25 protein-coding genes are annotated in these 15081 nt (G+C 63.3%); all 25 read right to left on the reverse strand.

Features of this window, described 5'->3' with window-relative positions:
• Positions 1 to 4: 4 nt before the first annotated feature.
• Positions 5 to 835: a type I methionyl aminopeptidase gene (gene map, locus QN357_RS04060; RefSeq protein WP_323504577.1), complete on the reverse strand. Its 831-nt coding sequence runs from the start codon at positions 833 to 835 to the stop codon at positions 5 to 7.
• 22 nt (positions 836 to 857) lie between these two features.
• Positions 858 to 1472, reverse strand: a complete 615-nt coding sequence (locus QN357_RS04065) for an adenylate kinase (RefSeq protein ID WP_174774563.1) — start codon at positions 1470 to 1472, stop codon at positions 858 to 860.
• Entirely contained in the window at positions 1469 to 2791 is a 1323-nt protein-coding gene (gene secY, locus QN357_RS04070; protein WP_134449900.1) for a preprotein translocase subunit SecY, read from the reverse strand. The genes QN357_RS04065 and secY overlap by 4 nt, the downstream gene beginning before the upstream one ends.
• A gap of 94 nt (positions 2792 to 2885) precedes the next feature.
• A complete protein-coding gene (rplO, locus tag QN357_RS04075) occupies positions 2886 to 3431 on the reverse strand; it encodes a 50S ribosomal protein L15 (RefSeq protein WP_134449899.1) in 546 nt (181 codons plus the stop codon).
• Entirely contained in the window at positions 3431 to 3613 is a 183-nt protein-coding gene (gene rpmD, locus QN357_RS04080) for a 50S ribosomal protein L30 (RefSeq protein WP_174774564.1), read from the reverse strand. Before rpmD ends, rplO begins: the two co-directional genes overlap by 1 nt.
• Positions 3613 to 4284: a 30S ribosomal protein S5 gene (gene rpsE, locus QN357_RS04085; RefSeq protein WP_104101028.1), complete on the reverse strand. Its 672-nt coding sequence runs from the start codon at positions 4282 to 4284 to the stop codon at positions 3613 to 3615. The genes rpmD and rpsE overlap by 1 nt, the downstream gene beginning before the upstream one ends.
• Before the next feature lie 35 nt (positions 4285 to 4319).
• Positions 4320 to 4691, reverse strand: coding sequence for a 50S ribosomal protein L18 (rplR, locus tag QN357_RS04090; RefSeq protein WP_134449898.1), 372 nt, complete (start codon positions 4689 to 4691; stop codon positions 4320 to 4322).
• A gap of 2 nt (positions 4692 to 4693) precedes the next feature.
• On the reverse strand, positions 4694 to 5230 hold the full coding sequence (rplF, locus tag QN357_RS04095) for a 50S ribosomal protein L6 (protein WP_134449897.1): 537 nt from the start codon (positions 5228 to 5230) through the stop codon (positions 4694 to 4696).
• Positions 5231 to 5236: 6 nt separating this feature from the next.
• Positions 5237 to 5635, reverse strand: a complete 399-nt coding sequence (gene rpsH / locus QN357_RS04100; RefSeq protein WP_066597609.1) for a 30S ribosomal protein S8 — start codon at positions 5633 to 5635, stop codon at positions 5237 to 5239.
• Positions 5636 to 5743: 108 nt separating this feature from the next.
• Positions 5744 to 6343: a 50S ribosomal protein L5 gene (gene rplE / locus QN357_RS04105; protein ID WP_134449896.1), complete on the reverse strand. Its 600-nt coding sequence runs from the start codon at positions 6341 to 6343 to the stop codon at positions 5744 to 5746.
• The gene (gene rplX / locus QN357_RS04110) at positions 6343 to 6702 is read right to left on the reverse strand and encodes a 50S ribosomal protein L24 (RefSeq protein ID WP_134449895.1); all 360 of its coding nucleotides are present in this window, start codon (positions 6700 to 6702) and stop codon (positions 6343 to 6345) included. Before rplX ends, rplE begins: the two co-directional genes overlap by 1 nt.
• A 3-nt stretch (positions 6703 to 6705) precedes the next feature.
• Positions 6706 to 7074: a 50S ribosomal protein L14 gene (gene rplN / locus QN357_RS04115; RefSeq protein WP_134449894.1), complete on the reverse strand. Its 369-nt coding sequence runs from the start codon at positions 7072 to 7074 to the stop codon at positions 6706 to 6708.
• A gap of 33 nt (positions 7075 to 7107) precedes the next feature.
• On the reverse strand, positions 7108 to 7407 hold the full coding sequence (rpsQ, locus tag QN357_RS04120; protein ID WP_134449893.1) for a 30S ribosomal protein S17: 300 nt from the start codon (positions 7405 to 7407) through the stop codon (positions 7108 to 7110).
• 2 nt (positions 7408 to 7409) lie between these two features.
• Positions 7410 to 7754: a 50S ribosomal protein L29 gene (gene rpmC, locus QN357_RS04125; RefSeq protein ID WP_134449892.1), complete on the reverse strand. Its 345-nt coding sequence runs from the start codon at positions 7752 to 7754 to the stop codon at positions 7410 to 7412.
• Positions 7754 to 8173 (reverse strand): 50S ribosomal protein L16, encoded by a 420-nt coding sequence (gene rplP, locus QN357_RS04130; RefSeq protein ID WP_134449891.1) that lies wholly within the window; start codon positions 8171 to 8173, stop codon positions 7754 to 7756. Before rplP ends, rpmC begins: the two co-directional genes overlap by 1 nt.
• A 2-nt stretch (positions 8174 to 8175) precedes the next feature.
• Positions 8176 to 8937 (reverse strand): 30S ribosomal protein S3, encoded by a 762-nt coding sequence (gene rpsC / locus QN357_RS04135; RefSeq protein ID WP_134449890.1) that lies wholly within the window; start codon positions 8935 to 8937, stop codon positions 8176 to 8178.
• On the reverse strand, positions 8937 to 9302 hold the full coding sequence (rplV, locus tag QN357_RS04140) for a 50S ribosomal protein L22 (RefSeq protein ID WP_134449889.1): 366 nt from the start codon (positions 9300 to 9302) through the stop codon (positions 8937 to 8939). Before rplV ends, rpsC begins: the two co-directional genes overlap by 1 nt.
• Before the next feature lie 26 nt (positions 9303 to 9328).
• On the reverse strand, positions 9329 to 9610 hold the full coding sequence (gene rpsS / locus QN357_RS04145) for a 30S ribosomal protein S19 (RefSeq protein WP_134449888.1): 282 nt from the start codon (positions 9608 to 9610) through the stop codon (positions 9329 to 9331).
• Positions 9611 to 9619: 9 nt separating this feature from the next.
• Positions 9620 to 10459 carry a 50S ribosomal protein L2 gene (rplB, locus tag QN357_RS04150; RefSeq protein ID WP_134449887.1) on the reverse strand — a complete coding sequence of 280 codons (840 nt, stop codon included), beginning with the start codon at positions 10457 to 10459 and terminating at the stop codon, positions 9620 to 9622.
• 25 nt (positions 10460 to 10484) lie between these two features.
• Positions 10485 to 10787, reverse strand: coding sequence for a 50S ribosomal protein L23 (gene rplW / locus QN357_RS04155; RefSeq protein ID WP_104100968.1), 303 nt, complete (start codon positions 10785 to 10787; stop codon positions 10485 to 10487).
• Entirely contained in the window at positions 10787 to 11437 is a 651-nt protein-coding gene (rplD, locus tag QN357_RS04160) for a 50S ribosomal protein L4 (protein WP_134449886.1), read from the reverse strand. The genes rplW and rplD overlap by 1 nt, the downstream gene beginning before the upstream one ends.
• Before the next feature lie 4 nt (positions 11438 to 11441).
• The gene (rplC, locus tag QN357_RS04165) at positions 11442 to 12101 is read right to left on the reverse strand and encodes a 50S ribosomal protein L3 (RefSeq protein ID WP_134449885.1); all 660 of its coding nucleotides are present in this window, start codon (positions 12099 to 12101) and stop codon (positions 11442 to 11444) included.
• Positions 12102 to 12109: 8 nt separating this feature from the next.
• A complete protein-coding gene (rpsJ, locus tag QN357_RS04170; protein ID WP_035834607.1) occupies positions 12110 to 12418 on the reverse strand; it encodes a 30S ribosomal protein S10 in 309 nt (102 codons plus the stop codon).
• Between the two features lie 1013 nt (positions 12419 to 13431).
• Positions 13432 to 13641: an Rv0909 family putative TA system antitoxin gene (locus tag QN357_RS04175; RefSeq protein ID WP_174774565.1), complete on the reverse strand. Its 210-nt coding sequence runs from the start codon at positions 13639 to 13641 to the stop codon at positions 13432 to 13434.
• A gap of 142 nt (positions 13642 to 13783) precedes the next feature.
• Positions 13784 to 14977 carry an elongation factor Tu gene (gene tuf, locus QN357_RS04180; RefSeq protein ID WP_134449883.1) on the reverse strand — a complete coding sequence of 398 codons (1194 nt, stop codon included), beginning with the start codon at positions 14975 to 14977 and terminating at the stop codon, positions 13784 to 13786.
• Between the last annotated feature and the right edge of the window lie 104 nt (positions 14978 to 15081).

Below are 15081 nucleotides of genomic sequence, written 5' to 3' on the forward strand. Positions count from 1 at the left end.
GTGGTTAGGGGATGGGGACGGGGATGACGCCGAGGGGGGCGAGCTGGGCTGCGCCGCCGTCCTCGGCGGTGAGCACCCAGATGCCGTCCTTGTGCACGGCGACGCTGTGCTCCCAGTGCGCGGCCGCGAGGCCGTCACTCGTCGCGACGGTCCAGTCGTCGTCGCGGACGAAGGTGTCGATCGATCCGAGCACGACCATCGGCTCGATGGCGACGACGAGTCCGGGCTTGACCTCCGGTCCCTTCTGGCGCACCCGGTAGTTGAAAACCGGAGGGGCTTCGTGCATGGACCGGCCGATGCCGTGGCCGACGTAGTCGGTCAGGATGCCGTAGCTGCCCTGCGACTCGATGTAGTCCTCGATGGCATCGCCGACCTCGTTGAGGTACCGCGCCTCAGCGAGGCGGGCGATCCCGTGCCACAGGGACTGCTCCGTGACGTCGGAGAGTTTCTGGCGTTCGGCCACGACCTCACGCCTGCTCGGGTCCGGGATCACGAAGCTGAAGGCGGCGTCACCGTTCCAGCCGTCGAGGATCGCGCCGCTGTCGATCGAGACGATGTCGCCAGGGGCGAGGACACGGGCGCCCGGGATGCCGTGGACGACGTCCTCGTTCACGCTCGCGCACACGGTGTGGAAGTAACCCTGCTCGAGCTTGAAGTTCGGCAGGCCGCCGCGGGCCACGATTGCGGCCTCTGCGGCCGCATCGAGCTCGAGGGTCGTGACACCGGCCCGCATCAGCGCGCGGGCCGCGTCGAGGGACGCGGCGGTCGCGAGGCCCGGTGCGATCATCAGCCGCAACTGTGCCGGCGACTTGTAGATGGATCGACGAAGGCTCATTGCCTGGTTCCCCGCAAACGGATCAGGACGCGCTCGGTGCGTCCGTGTTGATGTCGACGGCGTGAAGCTCGCGCTCCGCGAGGGCACTCAGAATGCGCTCGGTCACCGCATCGACGGCACCGAGGCCGTCAACAGTGACAACGAGCCCGCGGGCCCCGTACACGTCGATAAGCGGAGCGGTCTGCTCCGAGTAAACCTCGAGACGGTGACGGATGACGTCGGCCGTGTCGTCCGCTCGGCCCTGTTCGGCCGCGCGCTTGAGCAGACGGGCGACGACCTCGTCGGTGTCCGCTGAGATCTGGACGACGGCATCGAGTGCGGTGCCTTCGGCGTCGAGCAGGCGGTCGAGCTCGTGCACCTGTTCGAGCGTGCGCGGGTAACCGTCCAGGAGGAAACCGCCAGCGGCATCCGCCTGGGCGAGCCGGTCGGCGACGATCTCATTGGTCAGCGAGTCGGGCACGTAGGCGCCCTTGTCCATGAACGCCTTGGCTTTGAGGCCGAGTTCGGTCTGGTTCGTCACGTTGAAGCGGAAGATGTCGCCGGTCGAGACGGCGGGGATACCGAAGGCAGCGGCCAGGCGAACCGCCTGGGTGCCCTTGCCGGCGCCGGGCGGGCCGATCACGAGCAAGCGGGTCATCGGAGAAGCCCTTCGTAGTGACGCTGCTGCAACTGGGAGTCGATCTGCTTGACCGTCTCGAGGCCGACACCAACGATGATCAGGATGCTGGCGCCGCCGAACGGGAAGTTCTGGTCGGCTCCGATCACCGAGAATGCGATCAGCGGCAGCAGGGCGATCAGGCCGAGGTAGAGCGCACCGGGCAGGGTCACCCGGGTCAGCACGAAGTCGAGGTACTCGGCCGTGGGGCGTCCGGCACGGATGCCGGGGATGAATCCGCCGTACTTCTTCATGTTGTCGGCGACCTCTTCCGGGTTGAAGGTGATCGCGACGTAGAAATAGGTGAACCCGACGATGAGCAGGAAGTACATCAGCATGTAGAGCGGGTGGTCGCCCTTGGTCAGGTTGTTCGTGACCCAGGAGACCCACGCCGCCGGGGCCTGTCCGGCAGCCGGCTGGTTGAACTGCGCGATCAGGGCCGGCAGGTACAGCAGCGAGGACGCGAAGATCACAGGGACGACGCCGGCCATGTTGACCTTGATCGGGATGTACGTGTTGTTGCCGCCGTAGGTGCGTCGTCCGACCATCCGCTTGGCGTACTGCACCGGGATGCGTCGTTGCGACTGTTCGACGAACACCACGGCCGCGACGACCAGCAGTCCGACCGCGATCACGATCAGGAAGGTGTCGAGGCCCTTCTGGTTGAGGATCGAGCCGAGGGAGTTCGGGAAGCGGGCCGCGATGGACGTGAAGATGAGGAGCGACATGCCGTTGCCGATGCCGCGCTCGGTGATGAGCTCACCCATCCACATGATGACGCCGGTGCCTGCCGTCATGGTGATGACCATGAGCATGATGGCGTACCAGGCGTCGTTGGTGATGAGCTGCGAGCACTCGGAGCTGGAGGAGGTGCCGAACAGCGCACCGCTGCGGGCGACCGTGATGAGCGTCGTCGACTGGAGGATGCCGAGGGCGATCGTGAGATAGCGCGTGTACTGGGTGAGCGTGCTCTGCCCGGACGCGCCCTCTTTGTAGAGGGTCTCGAAGTGTGGGATGACCACGCGCAGGAGCTGCACGATGATCGAGGCCGTGATGTACGGCATGATGCCGAGCGCGAAGACCGACAGCTGAAGCAGCGCGCCACCGCTGAACAGGTTGACGAGTTCGTACAGGCCACTGGTGCCCTGGTTCGCCGCGAGACACGCTTGCACGTTTCCGAAGTCCACAAAGGGAGAGGGGATGAACGAGCCCAGTCGGAACAGAGCCACGATACCGAGGCTGAATCCGATTTTCTTGCGAAGGTCGGGCGTGCGGAAGATCCGCGCTATGGCGCTGAACAAAAGGCCTCCAGTTACTAACGTGAAACGAGCCTGCCGGGGCCGCTATCGAATGAACGATGGCGACGCCCGACAAGCTCGATCAGCGTCTACGGACTTACTTGATTGAGCCACCCGCGGCGACGATCTTCTGCTCAGCTGAGCTGGAGACCTTGTCGACCGCAATGTTCAGCTTAACGGCAATTTCACCGTTACCGAGCACCTTGACTTTTTCGTTGTCACGAACGGCGCCCTTGGCGACCAGGTCGGCGATGGTGACATCGCCACCGTTCGGGTAGAGCTCGGCAAGACGGTCGAGGTTGACGACCTGGTACTCGACGCGGAACGGGTTCTTGAACCCGCGCAGCTTCGGGGTACGCATGTGCAGAGGCATCTGCCCACCCTCGAAGCCGATGCGCACGTTGTAGCGTGCCTTGGTGCCCTTGGTGCCACGACCCGCGGTCTTACCCTTGGATCCTTCACCGCGGCCGACGCGCATACGGTCCTTCTTCGAACCGGGAGCGGGGCGAAGGTGGTGGACCTTCAGCACCTGCTCGCGCTTCTCAGCGGGTGCAGTCTTCGCGGCGGCAGCCTTGGGGGCAGCCTTCTTTGCGGTGGCGGGCTTGGTTGCCGCCTTGGCGGCAGCGTCCTTCTCGTCAGCCATTAGTCAATCTCCTCGACCTTCACGAGGTGAGCAACCGTGTTGACATAGCCGCGGTTCTGCGAGTTGTCCTCGCGGATCACGACAGCGCCAATGCGCTTGAGACCCAGGCTGCGAAGCGTGTCGCGCTGGTTCTGCTTCTCACTAATTTTGGACTTGATCTGTGTCACTTTGAGGCGAGCCATCAGGCACCTGCCTTTGCTGCCGCTGCTGCAGCAGCAGCCGCGGCGTCGGCGCGCAGGAAACGGGCCGGGGCCACGTCTTCGTACGCGAGGCCACGACGGGCGGCAACGGCACGCGGCTCTTCGAGCTGGTGCAGTGCCTCGACGGTGGCGTGGACGATGTTGATGGTGTTCGACGAACCGAGCGACTTGCTCAGGACGTCGTGGATGCCGGCGCATTCGAGCACGGCGCGGACGGGGCCACCGGCGATAACGCCGGTACCGGCAGCGGCGGGACGCAGCAGGACAACGCCCGCTGCGGCTTCGCCCTGGACGGGGTGCGGGATCGTCAGGCCGACGCGGGGAACGCGGAAGAAGTTCTTCTTCGCTTCCTCGACGCCCTTGGAGATAGCGGTCGGGACCTCGCGGGCCTTGCCGTATCCCACGCCGACGAGTCCGTTGCCGTCACCGACGACGACGAGGGCGGTGAAGCTGAAGCGACGACCACCCTTCACCACCTTGGAAACGCGGTTGATGGTGACAACGCGCTCCAGGAACTGGCTCTTGTCGGCGTCGCGGCTTCCGCGATCCTTGTTCGGGTTGCGCTCACGGCCACCACGACGAGCCTCACGAGGCTCGTTCTGTGCCGGAGCGGTTGACGCAGCGGTTTCGACGGGTGCCTCAGCGGCCACCACGGTCTCCTTGGCTGCTGTGTTACTGGTTTCAGCGGTCACAGGTTCAATCCACCCTCTCGAGCTCCCTCGGCGATGGCAGCGACGCGTCCCGCGTACTTGCTGCCGCCACGGTCAAATACGACGGCGTCGATACCGGCGGCCTTCGCGCGCTCGGCGACGAGTTCACCGACCTTACGGGCCTTGGCGGTCTTGTCACCATCGAAGGTGCGCATGTCCGTCTCGAGCGTGGATGCCGACGCAAGGGTGAAACCCTTGCTGTCGTCGACGACCTGCACGAAGACGTGGCGAGCCGAACGGGTGACGACGAGACGGGGACGAAGCTCCGTCCCAACGACCTTTTTGCGAAGACGTGTGTGCCTGCGTCCGCGGGCAGCGGCCTTGCTCTTACCTCTAGTTCCGAGACCCATGGTTACTTACCACTCTTTCCGGCCTTGCGGCGAACAATCTCGCCGGCGTAACGCACACCCTTGCCCTTGTAGGGCTCAGGCTTGCGAATCTTACGGATGTTGGCGGCGACCTCGCCGACGGCCTGCTTGTCGATGCCACCGACCGTGAGGCGGTTGACGCCCTCGACGGTCAGGGTGATGCCGACGGGCGGCTCGATGAGGACCGGGTGTGAGAAGCCAAGGGCGAACTCGACCGCGGTGCCCTTCTGGGCGACGCGGTAACCGGTACCGACGATCTCGAGGCCCTTGGTGTAACCCACGGTCACCCCGATGATCTGGTTGGCGATCAGGGTGCGGGTCAGGCCGTGCAGCGAACGCGATGCGCGCTCGTCGTCCGGACGGGTGACGACAACGTGGCCGTCTTCGATCGACACCTGGATCGGGTTGGCGACGGTGAGCGCAAGCTCACCCTTCGGGCCCTTGACGCTGACGAGGCGGCCCTCAGTGGCAACCGTGACATCCGCGGGGATCGGGATGGGGAGTCTTCCAATACGTGACATTGTCGACTACCACACGTAGGCGAGAACTTCTCCGCCTACGCCCTTCTTCTCGGCCTGACGGTCGGTGAGCAGACCGCTGGAGGTGGACAGGATGGCAACGCCGAGGCCACCGAGAACGGTGGGGATTTCGGTCGACTTTGCGTACACGCGCAGGCCGGGCTTGGAAACCCGCTTGATGCCGACGATGGAACGCTCGCGGTTCGGACCGAACTTGAGGTTCAGCGTGAGGGTCTTTCCGACCTCTGCATCCTTGACATCCCAGGCGGAGATGTAACCCTGCGCCTTGAGGATGTCTGCGATGTGCGCTTTGAGCTTGCTGTGCGGCATCGACACTGTGTCGTGGTACGCCGAGTTAGCGTTGCGCAGTCTGGTCAGCATGTCTGCGACCGGATCTGTCATTGTCATTTGTGGTGCCTTTCTCGCCTGGTTTCGTTCATCCGTTACACGGGTGACGACCTTGGTCGTGGTGGGGCTGGACGGTTGTCCAGCCCCAGGGTTTAAAACTAGCCGGTACTACTTGGTGTTCTCGGCCGTCTGGAAGGGGAAGCCAAGCGCCTTGAGCAGCGCACGGCCTTCTTCGTTGTTCTTGGCGGTCGTCACGATGGTGATGTCCATACCGCGAAGACGGTCGATCCGGTCCTGGTCGATCTCGTGGAACATGACCTGCTCGGTGAGACCGAAGGTGTAGTTGCCTGCACCGTCGAACTGCTTGTCCGAGAGGCCGCGGAAGTCACGGATACGGGGAAGGGCGAGGCTCAGAAGCCGGTCCAGGAATTCCCACATGCGGTCGCCGCGGAGGGTGACGTGGGTTCCGATGGGCTGTCCTTCGCGCAGTTTGAACTGCGCGATGGACTTGCGGGCCTTGGTGACCTGCGGCTTCTGGCCGGTGATCTTGGTGAGGTCGGAGACGGCGCCATCCATGATCTTGCCGTCGCGAGCTGCCTCGCCGACACCCATGTTGACGACGATCTTCACGAGGTTCGGAATCTGGTGAACGTTCGTGAAACCGAGCTCGGTGGAGAGCTTGGCGGAGATCTCGTCGCGGTACTTCTGCTTGAGACGCGGAAGCGTCTTGACGGGCGCTTCGCCCGCAGCAACGATCGTGTCGGTCATCAGAGGTCCTTCCCTGACTTCTTGGCGTAACGGATGCGGACCGTCTTGGTGACGCCGTCCTTCGTTACCTCTTCGATGCGGACGCCGACGCGAGTCGGCTTCTTGGTCTCCGGGTCGACGATGGCCACGTTGGACGCGTGGATCGGCGCCTCCATGGTCTCGATGCCGCCGGTCTTGGTGCCGCGCTGGGTCTGGCCGACACGAACGTGCTTCGTGACGAAGTTGATGCCCTCGACGAGGACACGGTTCTTCTCCACGAGCACGGCGATGACCTTGCCCTGCTTGCCACGGTCGCCGCCGCGTGCCTGGCTGCGGCCGCTGATGACCTGTACGAGGTCACCCTTTTTGAGTCTGGCCATGATTTAGATAACCTCCGGTGCCAGCGAGATGATCTTCATGAACTTCTTGTCGCGAAGCTCGCGACCGACCGGTCCGAAGATTCGGGTGCCCCGGGGGTCACCGTCGTTCTTCAAAATCACTGCGGCGTTCTCATCGAACTTGATGTACGAACCGTCTGGACGACGGGTCATCTTCTTGACGCGAACGACGACGGCCTTGACGACGTCGCCCTTCTTGACGTTTCCGCCCGGGATCGCGTCCTTGACGGTGGCGACGATGGTGTCACCGAGGCCTGCGTAACGACGACCGGAGCCACCGAGGACGCGGATGGTCAACAGTTCCTTGGCACCCGTGTTGTCGGCAACCTTGAGTCGTGATTCTTGCTGAAGCACTTTTTATACCCTTCTATCAAGTAAGCGCGAGGCTTACTTGGCCTTCTCGAGGATCTCGACCAGGCGGAAGCGCTTGGTGGCGCTCAGCGGACGGGTCTCACTGATCAGGACCAGGTCTCCGACGCCGGCGATGTTCGCCTCGTCGTGGACCTTCAGCTTGGACGTACGGCGGATGACCTTGCCGTACAACGGGTGCTTCACGCGGTCTTCGACCTCGACAACGATGGTCTTGTCCATCTTGTCGCTGGTCACGTAGCCGCGCAGCGTCTTCCGGTAGCCGCGAACGAGAGCTTCTGCCTCGGCTGCGACGACCGTTTCGTCAGTCTTCGCCATGACTAGGCCTCCTTCGTTTCGACGGCCTCAGCGACAGCATCCGTTTCGGATTCTGCAGCCTTGGGGGCCTTCTTGGGCTTCTTCTCTGCCTTGTCGGCCTTGACGGCCGCTTCGACCGGTGCGGGCGTCGGGCGAATGCCCAACTCGCGCTCACGGAGAACCGTGTAGATACGAGCGATGTCGCGCTTGACCGCGCGGAGGCGGCCGTGGCTTTCAAGCTGACCGGTGGCCGACTGGAAGCGCAGGTTGAACAGCTCTTCCTTGGCCTTCTTCAGCTCGTCGAACAGTCGTTCGTTTTCAAAAGTGTCGAGCTCGACTGAGGCGAGCTCCTTGGATCCGATCGCCATTATGCGTCGCCCTCCTCGCGCTTGATGATGCGTGCCTTCAACGGCAGTTTGTGAATGGCGCGGGTGAGCGCTTCCTTGGCGACGATGTCAGTGACACCGCCGATTTCGAAGAGCACACGACCCGGCTTCACGTTGGCGACCCACCACTCCACAGAACCCTTACCGGAACCCATGCGGGTTTCGGCCGGCTTCTTGGTGAGCGGGCGGTCAGGATAGATGTTGATCCAGACCTTGCCGCCGCGCTTCATGTGACGGGTGATCGCGATACGAGCGGACTCGATCTGACGGTTGGTCACATACGCGGGGGTGATGGCCTGGATGCCGTACTCGCCGAACGACAGCTCGGTGCCACCGGTTGCGTGGCCGGTACGGCCCGGGTGGTGCTGCTTACGGTGCTTGACTCTGCGTGGAATCAACATGGTTATGCCTCAACTCCTGCTGCAACCGGCGCCGCGGCCTCTGCGCGGGGCGCACGGCGGGGTCGGTCGTCACGACGCTCGGGGCGGGACGACTTAGCGTTGGCCTGCTCGCGGGCGAGTTCCTTGTTGGTGATGTCGCCCTTGTAGATCCAGACCTTCACGCCGATGCGGCCGAAGGTGGTCTTGGCTTCGTAGAAGCCGTAGTCGATGTTCGCACGCAGGGTGTGCAGTGGCACGCGTCCCTCGCGGTAGAACTCCGAGCGGCTCATCTCAGCGCCGCCGAGACGACCGGACACCTGGATGCGAACACCCTTGGCGCCGGCGCGCTGGGCGCCCTGCAGGCCCTTGCGCATCGCGCGGCGGAAAGCCACACGAGCGGAGAGCTGCTCTGCGATGCCCTGGGCAACGAGCTGGGCGTCGACCTCAGGGTTCTTGACCTCGAGGATGTTGAGCTGGATCTGCTTGCTCGTGAGCTTCTCGAGGTCGGAGCGGATCCGCTCGGCCTCGGCGCCACGACGACCGATCACGATGCCCGGACGGGCGGTGTGAATGTCGACGCGAACGCGGTCACGGGTGCGCTCGATCTCGATGCGCGAAACTCCCGCGCGGTCGAGGGTCGTGCTCAGCAGGCGGCGGATCTTGACGTCTTCAGCGACGAAGTCGCTGTAACGCTGGCCCGGCTTCGTGCTGTCAGAGAACCAACGCGACACGTGGTCGGTCGTGATTCCCAGACGGAAGCCATACGGGTTTACTTTCTGACCCATTACTTCGTACCCTCCTCAGGAGTGGCGAGCACAACAGTGATGTGGCTCGTACGCTTCTTGATCTGGAATGCGCGACCCTGTGCGCGGGCCTGGAAACGCTTGAGGGTCGTACCCTCATCAACGAATGCCTGGCTCACGAAGAGGTCCTGCTCGTCCAGGTATGTGTTCGCTGCATCGGCCTTGACTCGTGCATTCGCGATGGCCGAGGCCACCAGCTTGTACACCGGGTCGCTGGCGCCCTGCGCTGCGAACTTCAGGATTCCCAGGGCCTCGTGGGCCTGCTTGCCGCGAATCAAGTTGACGACGCGACGAGCCTTCTGGGGGGTAACGCGGATGTGACGCACGCGTGCGATCGACTCCACCATTTCTTCTCCTCCTTCACGTCACCGCGTTAGCGGCGACGGCCCTTCTTGTCGTCCTTCACGTGACCACGGAAGGTGCGGGTGGGCGCAAACTCGCCGAGCTTGTGCCCGACCATGCTCTCGGTGACGAACACCGGGATGTGCTTGCGTCCGTCGTGAACCGCGATGGTGTGCCCGAGCATGTCGGGGATGATCATCGAACGGCGCGACCAGGTCTTGATTACGTTCTTGCTGCTGGCTTCATTCGCCCGGACAACCTTGCGAAGCAGGTGGTCGTCAACGAAAGGGCCTTTCTTGAGACTGCGTGGCATCGTCTACTCCTACTTACGCTTCTTGCCGACAGTACGGCGACGAACGATGAGCTTGTCGCTTTCCTTGTTCGGGTGCCGGGTACGGCCTTCTTTCTGGCCCCAGGGGCTGACGGGGTGACGTCCACCGGACGTCTTTCCCTCGCCACCACCGTGCGGGTGGTCGACCGGGTTCATGGCAACACCACGAACGGTCGGGCGAACGCCTTTCCAGCGCATCCGGCCGGCCTTGCCCCAGTTGATGTTCGACTGCTCGGCGTTGCCGACCTCGCCGATCGTGGCGCGGCAGCGGGCGTCGACGTTGCGGATTTCTCCGGACGGCAGGCGCAGCTGGGCGTAGATGCCATCCTTCGCAACGAGGCGAACCGACGAACCGGCGGAGCGGGCCATCTTGGCACCGCCGCCCGGACGCAGTTCAACCGCGTGGATGATGGTACCGGTGGGGATGTTCTTCAGCGGCAGGTTGTTGCCGGGCTTGATGTCAGCACCCGAACCCGACTCGATGATGTCGCCCTGGTTCAGCTTGTTCGGGGCGATGATGTAGCGCTTGGTGCCGTCAACGAAGTGCAGGAGCGCGATGCGCGCCGTGCGGTTCGGGTCGTACTCGATGTGAGCGACCTTGGCGTTGACGCCATCTTTGTCGTTACGACGGAAGTCGATGAGACGGTACTGACGCTTGTGTCCACCACCGATGTGACGGGTGGTGATGCGACCCTGGTTGTTACGGCCACCGGTCTTGGACAGGGGGCGAAGCAGGGACTTCTCCGGGGTCGAACGGGTGATCTCTGCGAAGTCCGCAACAGATGAACCGCGACGACCAGGAGTCGTGGGCTTGAACTTACGAATAGCCATTTCTTATTCCTCTAGTCCGCGCCGCTTAGCCGACGGCCGTGAAGATGTCGATGGAACCGGACTTGAGCGTGACGATGGCACGCTTGGTGTCCTTGCGCTTGCCCTGACCGAACTTCGTGCGACGCGTCTTGCCGATGCGGTTCATGGTGTTGATCGAAGCGACCTCCACCTTGAAGATCTTTTCGATCGCGAGCTTGATTTCGGTCTTGTTCGAGCGCGGGTCCACGATGAAGGTGTACTTGCCCTCGTCGATCAGGCCGTAGCTCTTCTCAGAGACGACCGGAGCGATGATGACGTCGCGGGGATCCTTGTTGATCGGGGTAGCCATTATGCGGACACCTCTTCCTTCTTGGTCTTGCTCGCCACGAACGCGTCGAACGCGCCCAGGGTGAAGACGATGTCGTCGCTGACGAGAACGTCGTAGGCATTCAGCTGGTCCCAGGACAGCACGTGCACCGTCGGGAGGTTGCGGATGCTGCGCAGTGTCAGCTCATCGGTGCGCTCGAGAACGACCAGCACGTGCTTGCTGCTGGCGATCTGGGTGAGCAGCGTGATGGCGCCCTTGGTGCTGGGCGTCTCTGCAGTGAACAGTGCGGTGACGACGTGGAGACGGTCGCCGCGGGCGCGGTCGGAAAGCGATCCGCGCAGTGCTGCCGCGATCATCTTCTTGGGGGTGCGCTGTTCGTAGTTGCGGGGCGTCGGTCCGTGGACGATGCCACCGCCGGTCATCTGGGGCGCGCGGATCGAGCCCTGACGAGCGCGACCGGTTCCCTTCTGCTTGAAGGGCTTGCGACCGGCACCGGAAACTTCTCCGCGGCGCTTGGTCTTGTGCGTGCCCTGGCGTGCGGCAGCGAGCTGCGCGACGACGACCTGGTGGATCAGGGGGATGTTGGTCTGGACGTCGAAGATTTCGGCGGGCAGTTCAACGGAACCGGACTTTGCGCCGGTTGCATCGATGAGATCGAGCGTGGTGGCCATGCGGTTACGCTCCCTTCACGGCAGTGCGGACGAATACGAGGCGGCCCTTGGCACCGGGAACGGCACCCTTGACCAGCATGAGGCCCTTCTCGGCATCAATGGCGTGAACCTTGAGGTTCAGCACGGTGACGCGCTCGCCACCCATACGACCGGCCATGCGCATGCCCTTGAAGACACGGCTCGGGGTCGAGGAAGCACCGATGGAACCGGGCTTGCGGTGGTTGCGGTGGGAACCGTGGGAGGAGGAGACACCCTTGAAGTTGTGACGCTTCATAACACCGGCGAAACCCTTACCCTTGCTCGTGCCCATGACGTCAACCTTGGAGCCGGCAACGAAGACACCGTCAACGGTGAGTTCCTGTCCCAGGGTGTAGTCAGCGGCATCCGCGGTGCGGAGCTCGGTGAGGTGACGGCGAGGCGTGACGCCCGCCTTTTCGAAGTGTCCGGCGGAAGGCTTGTTGACCTTGCGCGGGTCGATGGCGCCTGCAGCGATCTGGACGCCGGCGTAGCCGTCGATTTCCTTGCTGCGGATCTGGGTGACAACGTTCGGCGAGATCTCGATGACGGTGACGGGAACGAGCTTGTTGTTCTCGTCCCAGACCTGGGTCATGCCGAGCTTCTTGCCGAGGAGACCCTTGGTGGTCTTGGTATCGGAGTAAGACATCGCGGGCCCTAGAGCTTGATCTCGATGTTGACGTCCGCCGGAAGGTCGAGACGCATGAGCGAGTCGACGGCCTTCGGGGTGGGGTCAATGATGTCGATCAGACGCTTGTGGGTGCGCATTTCAAAGTGCTCCCGGCTGTCCTTGTACTTGTGAGGGGAACGGATGACACACACCACGTTCTTCTCGGTCGGAAGCGGCACGGGGCCGACGACTGTCGCGCCCGCACGGGTCACGGTGTCGACGATCTTGCGCGCCGAGATGTCAATGACCTCGTGGTCGTAAGACTTAAGCCGAATGCGGATTTTCTGTCCCGCCATGTCGAACTCTCTTTCTTGTCAAGGCTTCGTACATCCCGAAGGCTGCATTGGACGCCGTAGTAGCACTGCTGCTGTCGCACCACTGTTCATCTGTCAATTTCGATTCCTCGTCTCGCAGCCTTCCAGCCGCACGACTTTGAACCGAGCCAACCGCTTCTCCATACCGGGGCATGGGGGAAGGCATGGATTTCCCATGCTTTCCCGGCTGTTGGTTTAAGCTCTGTTCTGCTACCCGCGGCCTAACCGTGCGTCCTGTGGACACCGGCTATGCACTGCCTGGCAGTGATCCCGACACCGCGTGCAGCGCGGCAGTCGAAAGTGTTGAACTAGAAGAGTCTGCCACAGGGGTAGGTCTTTGTGCAACCCGGGCGTGTCGCGACCGGCGTGTCGCGCGTTTCGGCCCCCTTTCGCCCCGTTTCCAGCGCTTCGCTGCCCGTTTCGCGCTCGTTTCCCTCTGCCGGGGCCCGCGCTCGATACAGACACGCCATTCACCACGTGCGGAGGCCCGGTCTCCGAACAGGCAGCCCAAGCTCCAGCAGACGCCCGCGCAAAGCGCATCCTGCTCAACGCAATGGAGAAACCCCAGCGAGTGAAGCCGTGCACCTGCCGACGCACCCCATCTTCACGGCGCTTTTCATCCCACAGCACTTCCTCGGGCGTACGCCCGTCCCTCATGACGGGATCGAAGTACTTGATCTTCCCGTCAGCCTCCCCCAATGCTGATAGTCGGCTACGGACAACAAGTGGTCCGCAGGGTGGTCCGGTGGAATGTGTTCAGTCATGCTGCAGAGCCTGTGACCCACGGAGCACATCTGGAGGTCGAAGGCGTCATTCGTGCGTTACCGACGACATCCACTCCTGTGGAGGACTGCGTTCAGACTCGAGCGCGGGTGTTCCGCCGTTCAGCGCCTGGCACAGCACCCGCGGAACGGCGAAACACCCGCGCTCGAGTGGTGCGTCCTGAGCGCCGCGGCCGACTCGGACGCTCGCTGCGGACGCTCGCCGCGCGAGCGCTAGTCGGTGCCGACGTGAGTGTCGGCGGCGGCGCGGGCCTGCTCGATCTGGTCTTCGAACTTGTTGCCGGTGACCTTGTTGACCGCGTCGGCCGTGCCGTCGAGCAGCTTGTCGCTGATGTCCTCGGCCTGCTCGCTGTGCAGGGCCTCGGTGACCTTGCTGTCGCCCAGGAACTCCTGGGCCTTCTTCGTGATGTCGTCCAGTCCCATGATCCACTCCAGTCCGGCCGCTTCAGTGCGACCGCGACCCACGATAGAACCGGGGCACGCCCACGACAAGGGTCTCGCGGGGACGCAAAAACGGGCCGGCCCCGAAGGACCGACCCGTTTCAGTGGTGCAGGTGGTGAAGAACTACTTGATGATCTTCGTCACGGTTCCGGCGCCGACGGTGCGGCCACCTTCACGGATAGCGAAGCCGAGTCCATCTTCCAGGGCGATCGGCTGGATCAGCGCGACAGTCAGGTCGGTGGTGTCGCCGGGCATGACCATCTCGGTGCCCTCGGGCAGCGTGATGACGCCGGTGACGTCGGTGGTACGGAAGTAGAACTGCGGACGGTAGTTCGCGTAGAACGGGTTGTGACGGCCGCCCTCTTCCTTTGACAGGATGTACGCGGTGCCCTCGAAGTCGGTGTGCGGCGTGACCGAACCCGGCTTGACGACGACCTGGCCGCGCTCGACGTCTTCGCGCTTGGTGCCACGAAGAAGAAGACCACAGTTCTCGCCGGCCCATGCCTCGTCGAGCTGCTTGTGGAACATCTCGATACCAGTGACCGTGGTCTTGATCGTCGGGCGGATGCCGACAACCTCGACCTCGGAGTTGATCTTGAGGGTTCCACGCTCGGCGCGGCCGGTGACGACGGTGCCACGACCGGTGATCGTGAAGACGTCCTCGATCGGCATGAGGAAGGGCTTGTCCTTGTCGCGGACGGGCTCCGGGAAGTAGTCGTCAACGGCCTGCATGAGCTCCAGGATGTTGCCGACCCACTTCGGGTCGCCTTCCAGCGCCTTGAGCGCCGACACGCGGACAACAGGAGCGTTGTCGCCGTCAAAGCCCTGGGCGGTGAGGAGTTCGCGAACCTCGAGCTCGACGAGCTCAAGGATCTCTTCGTCGTCGACCATGTCGGCCTTGTTCAGCGCGACGAGCAGGGACGGCACGCCGACCTGCTTGGCGAGAAGAACGTGCTCACGGGTCTGAGCCATCGGGCCGTCAGTTGCGGCGACAACGAGAATCGCGCCGTCCATCTGTGCGGCACCGGTGATCATGTTCTTGATGTAGTCAGCGTGGCCCGGTGCGTCGACGTGCGCATAGTGACGCTTTTCGGTCTCGTACTCAACATGGGAGATGTTGATCGTGATGCCGCGCTGGCGTTCTTCCGGAGCCGAGTCGATCGACGCGAAGTCGCGCTGAACGTTGGTCTTGGAAGGGAACGTGTCGGCAAGGACCTTGGAGATCGCTGCAGTCAGCGTGGTCTTTCCGTGGTCTACGTGACCGATCGTTCCGATGTTTACGTGCGGCTTAGTCCGCTCGAACTTGGCCTTGGCCACTGTGGGTCCTCCTCAGGACTCTCGGCTTCACCGCCCGCTGGTTTGCGGCCGGTGAAACTGCTGGATTTGTGTACTTATGTTACTCGGGCCGGGAGGCCGAAGCG

Source organism: Cryobacterium sp. RTC2.1, assembly GCF_035018685.1.
GTDB classification, from domain to species: Bacteria; Actinomycetota; Actinomycetes; order Actinomycetales; family Microbacteriaceae; genus Cryobacterium; species Cryobacterium glucosi.

Coding starts and splice junctions, on each gene's coding strand:
- map (WP_323504577.1), bottom strand. CDS start 835: ATGAGCCTTCGTCGATCCATCTACAAGTCGCCGGCACAGTTGCGGCTG.
- QN357_RS04065 (WP_174774563.1), bottom strand. CDS start 1,472: ATGACCCGCTTGCTCGTGATCGGCCCGCCCGGCGCCGGCAAGGGCACC.
- rplO (WP_134449899.1), bottom strand. CDS start 3,431: ATGGCTGACGAGAAGGACGCTGCCGCCAAGGCGGCAACCAAGCCCGCC.
- rpmD (WP_174774564.1), bottom strand. CDS start 3,613: ATGGCTCGCCTCAAAGTGACACAGATCAAGTCCAAAATTAGTGAGAAG.
- rplR (WP_134449898.1), bottom strand. CDS start 4,691: ATGGGTCTCGGAACTAGAGGTAAGAGCAAGGCCGCTGCCCGCGGACGC.
- rplF (WP_134449897.1), bottom strand. CDS start 5,230: ATGTCACGTATTGGAAGACTCCCCATCCCGATCCCCGCGGATGTCACG.
- rpsH (WP_066597609.1), bottom strand. CDS start 5,635: ATGACAATGACAGATCCGGTCGCAGACATGCTGACCAGACTGCGCAAC.
- rplE (WP_134449896.1), bottom strand. CDS start 6,343: ATGACCGACACGATCGTTGCTGCGGGCGAAGCGCCCGTCAAGACGCTT.
- rplX (WP_134449895.1), bottom strand. CDS start 6,702: ATGGCCAGACTCAAAAAGGGTGACCTCGTACAGGTCATCAGCGGCCGC.
- rpsQ (WP_134449893.1), bottom strand. CDS start 7,407: ATGGCGAAGACTGACGAAACGGTCGTCGCAGCCGAGGCAGAAGCTCTC.
- rpmC (WP_134449892.1), bottom strand. CDS start 7,754: ATGGCGATCGGATCCAAGGAGCTCGCCTCAGTCGAGCTCGACACTTTT.
- rplP (WP_134449891.1), bottom strand. CDS start 8,173: ATGTTGATTCCACGCAGAGTCAAGCACCGTAAGCAGCACCACCCGGGC.
- rpsC (WP_134449890.1), bottom strand. CDS start 8,937: ATGGGTCAGAAAGTAAACCCGTATGGCTTCCGTCTGGGAATCACGACC.
- rplV (WP_134449889.1), bottom strand. CDS start 9,302: ATGGTGGAGTCGATCGCACGCGTGCGTCACATCCGCGTTACCCCCCAG.
- rpsS (WP_134449888.1), bottom strand. CDS start 9,610: ATGCCACGCAGTCTCAAGAAAGGCCCTTTCGTTGACGACCACCTGCTT.
- rplB (WP_134449887.1), bottom strand. CDS start 10,459: ATGGCTATTCGTAAGTTCAAGCCCACGACTCCTGGTCGTCGCGGTTCA.
- rplW (WP_104100968.1), bottom strand. CDS start 10,787: ATGGCTACCCCGATCAACAAGGATCCCCGCGACGTCATCATCGCTCCG.
- rplD (WP_134449886.1), bottom strand. CDS start 11,437: ATGGCCACCACGCTCGATCTCATCGATGCAACCGGCGCAAAGTCCGGT.
- rplC (WP_134449885.1), bottom strand. CDS start 12,101: ATGTCTTACTCCGATACCAAGACCACCAAGGGTCTCCTCGGCAAGAAG.
- rpsJ (WP_035834607.1), bottom strand. CDS start 12,418: ATGGCGGGACAGAAAATCCGCATTCGGCTTAAGTCTTACGACCACGAG.
- QN357_RS04175 (WP_174774565.1), bottom strand. CDS start 13,641: ATGGGACTGGACGACATCACGAAGAAGGCCCAGGAGTTCCTGGGCGAC.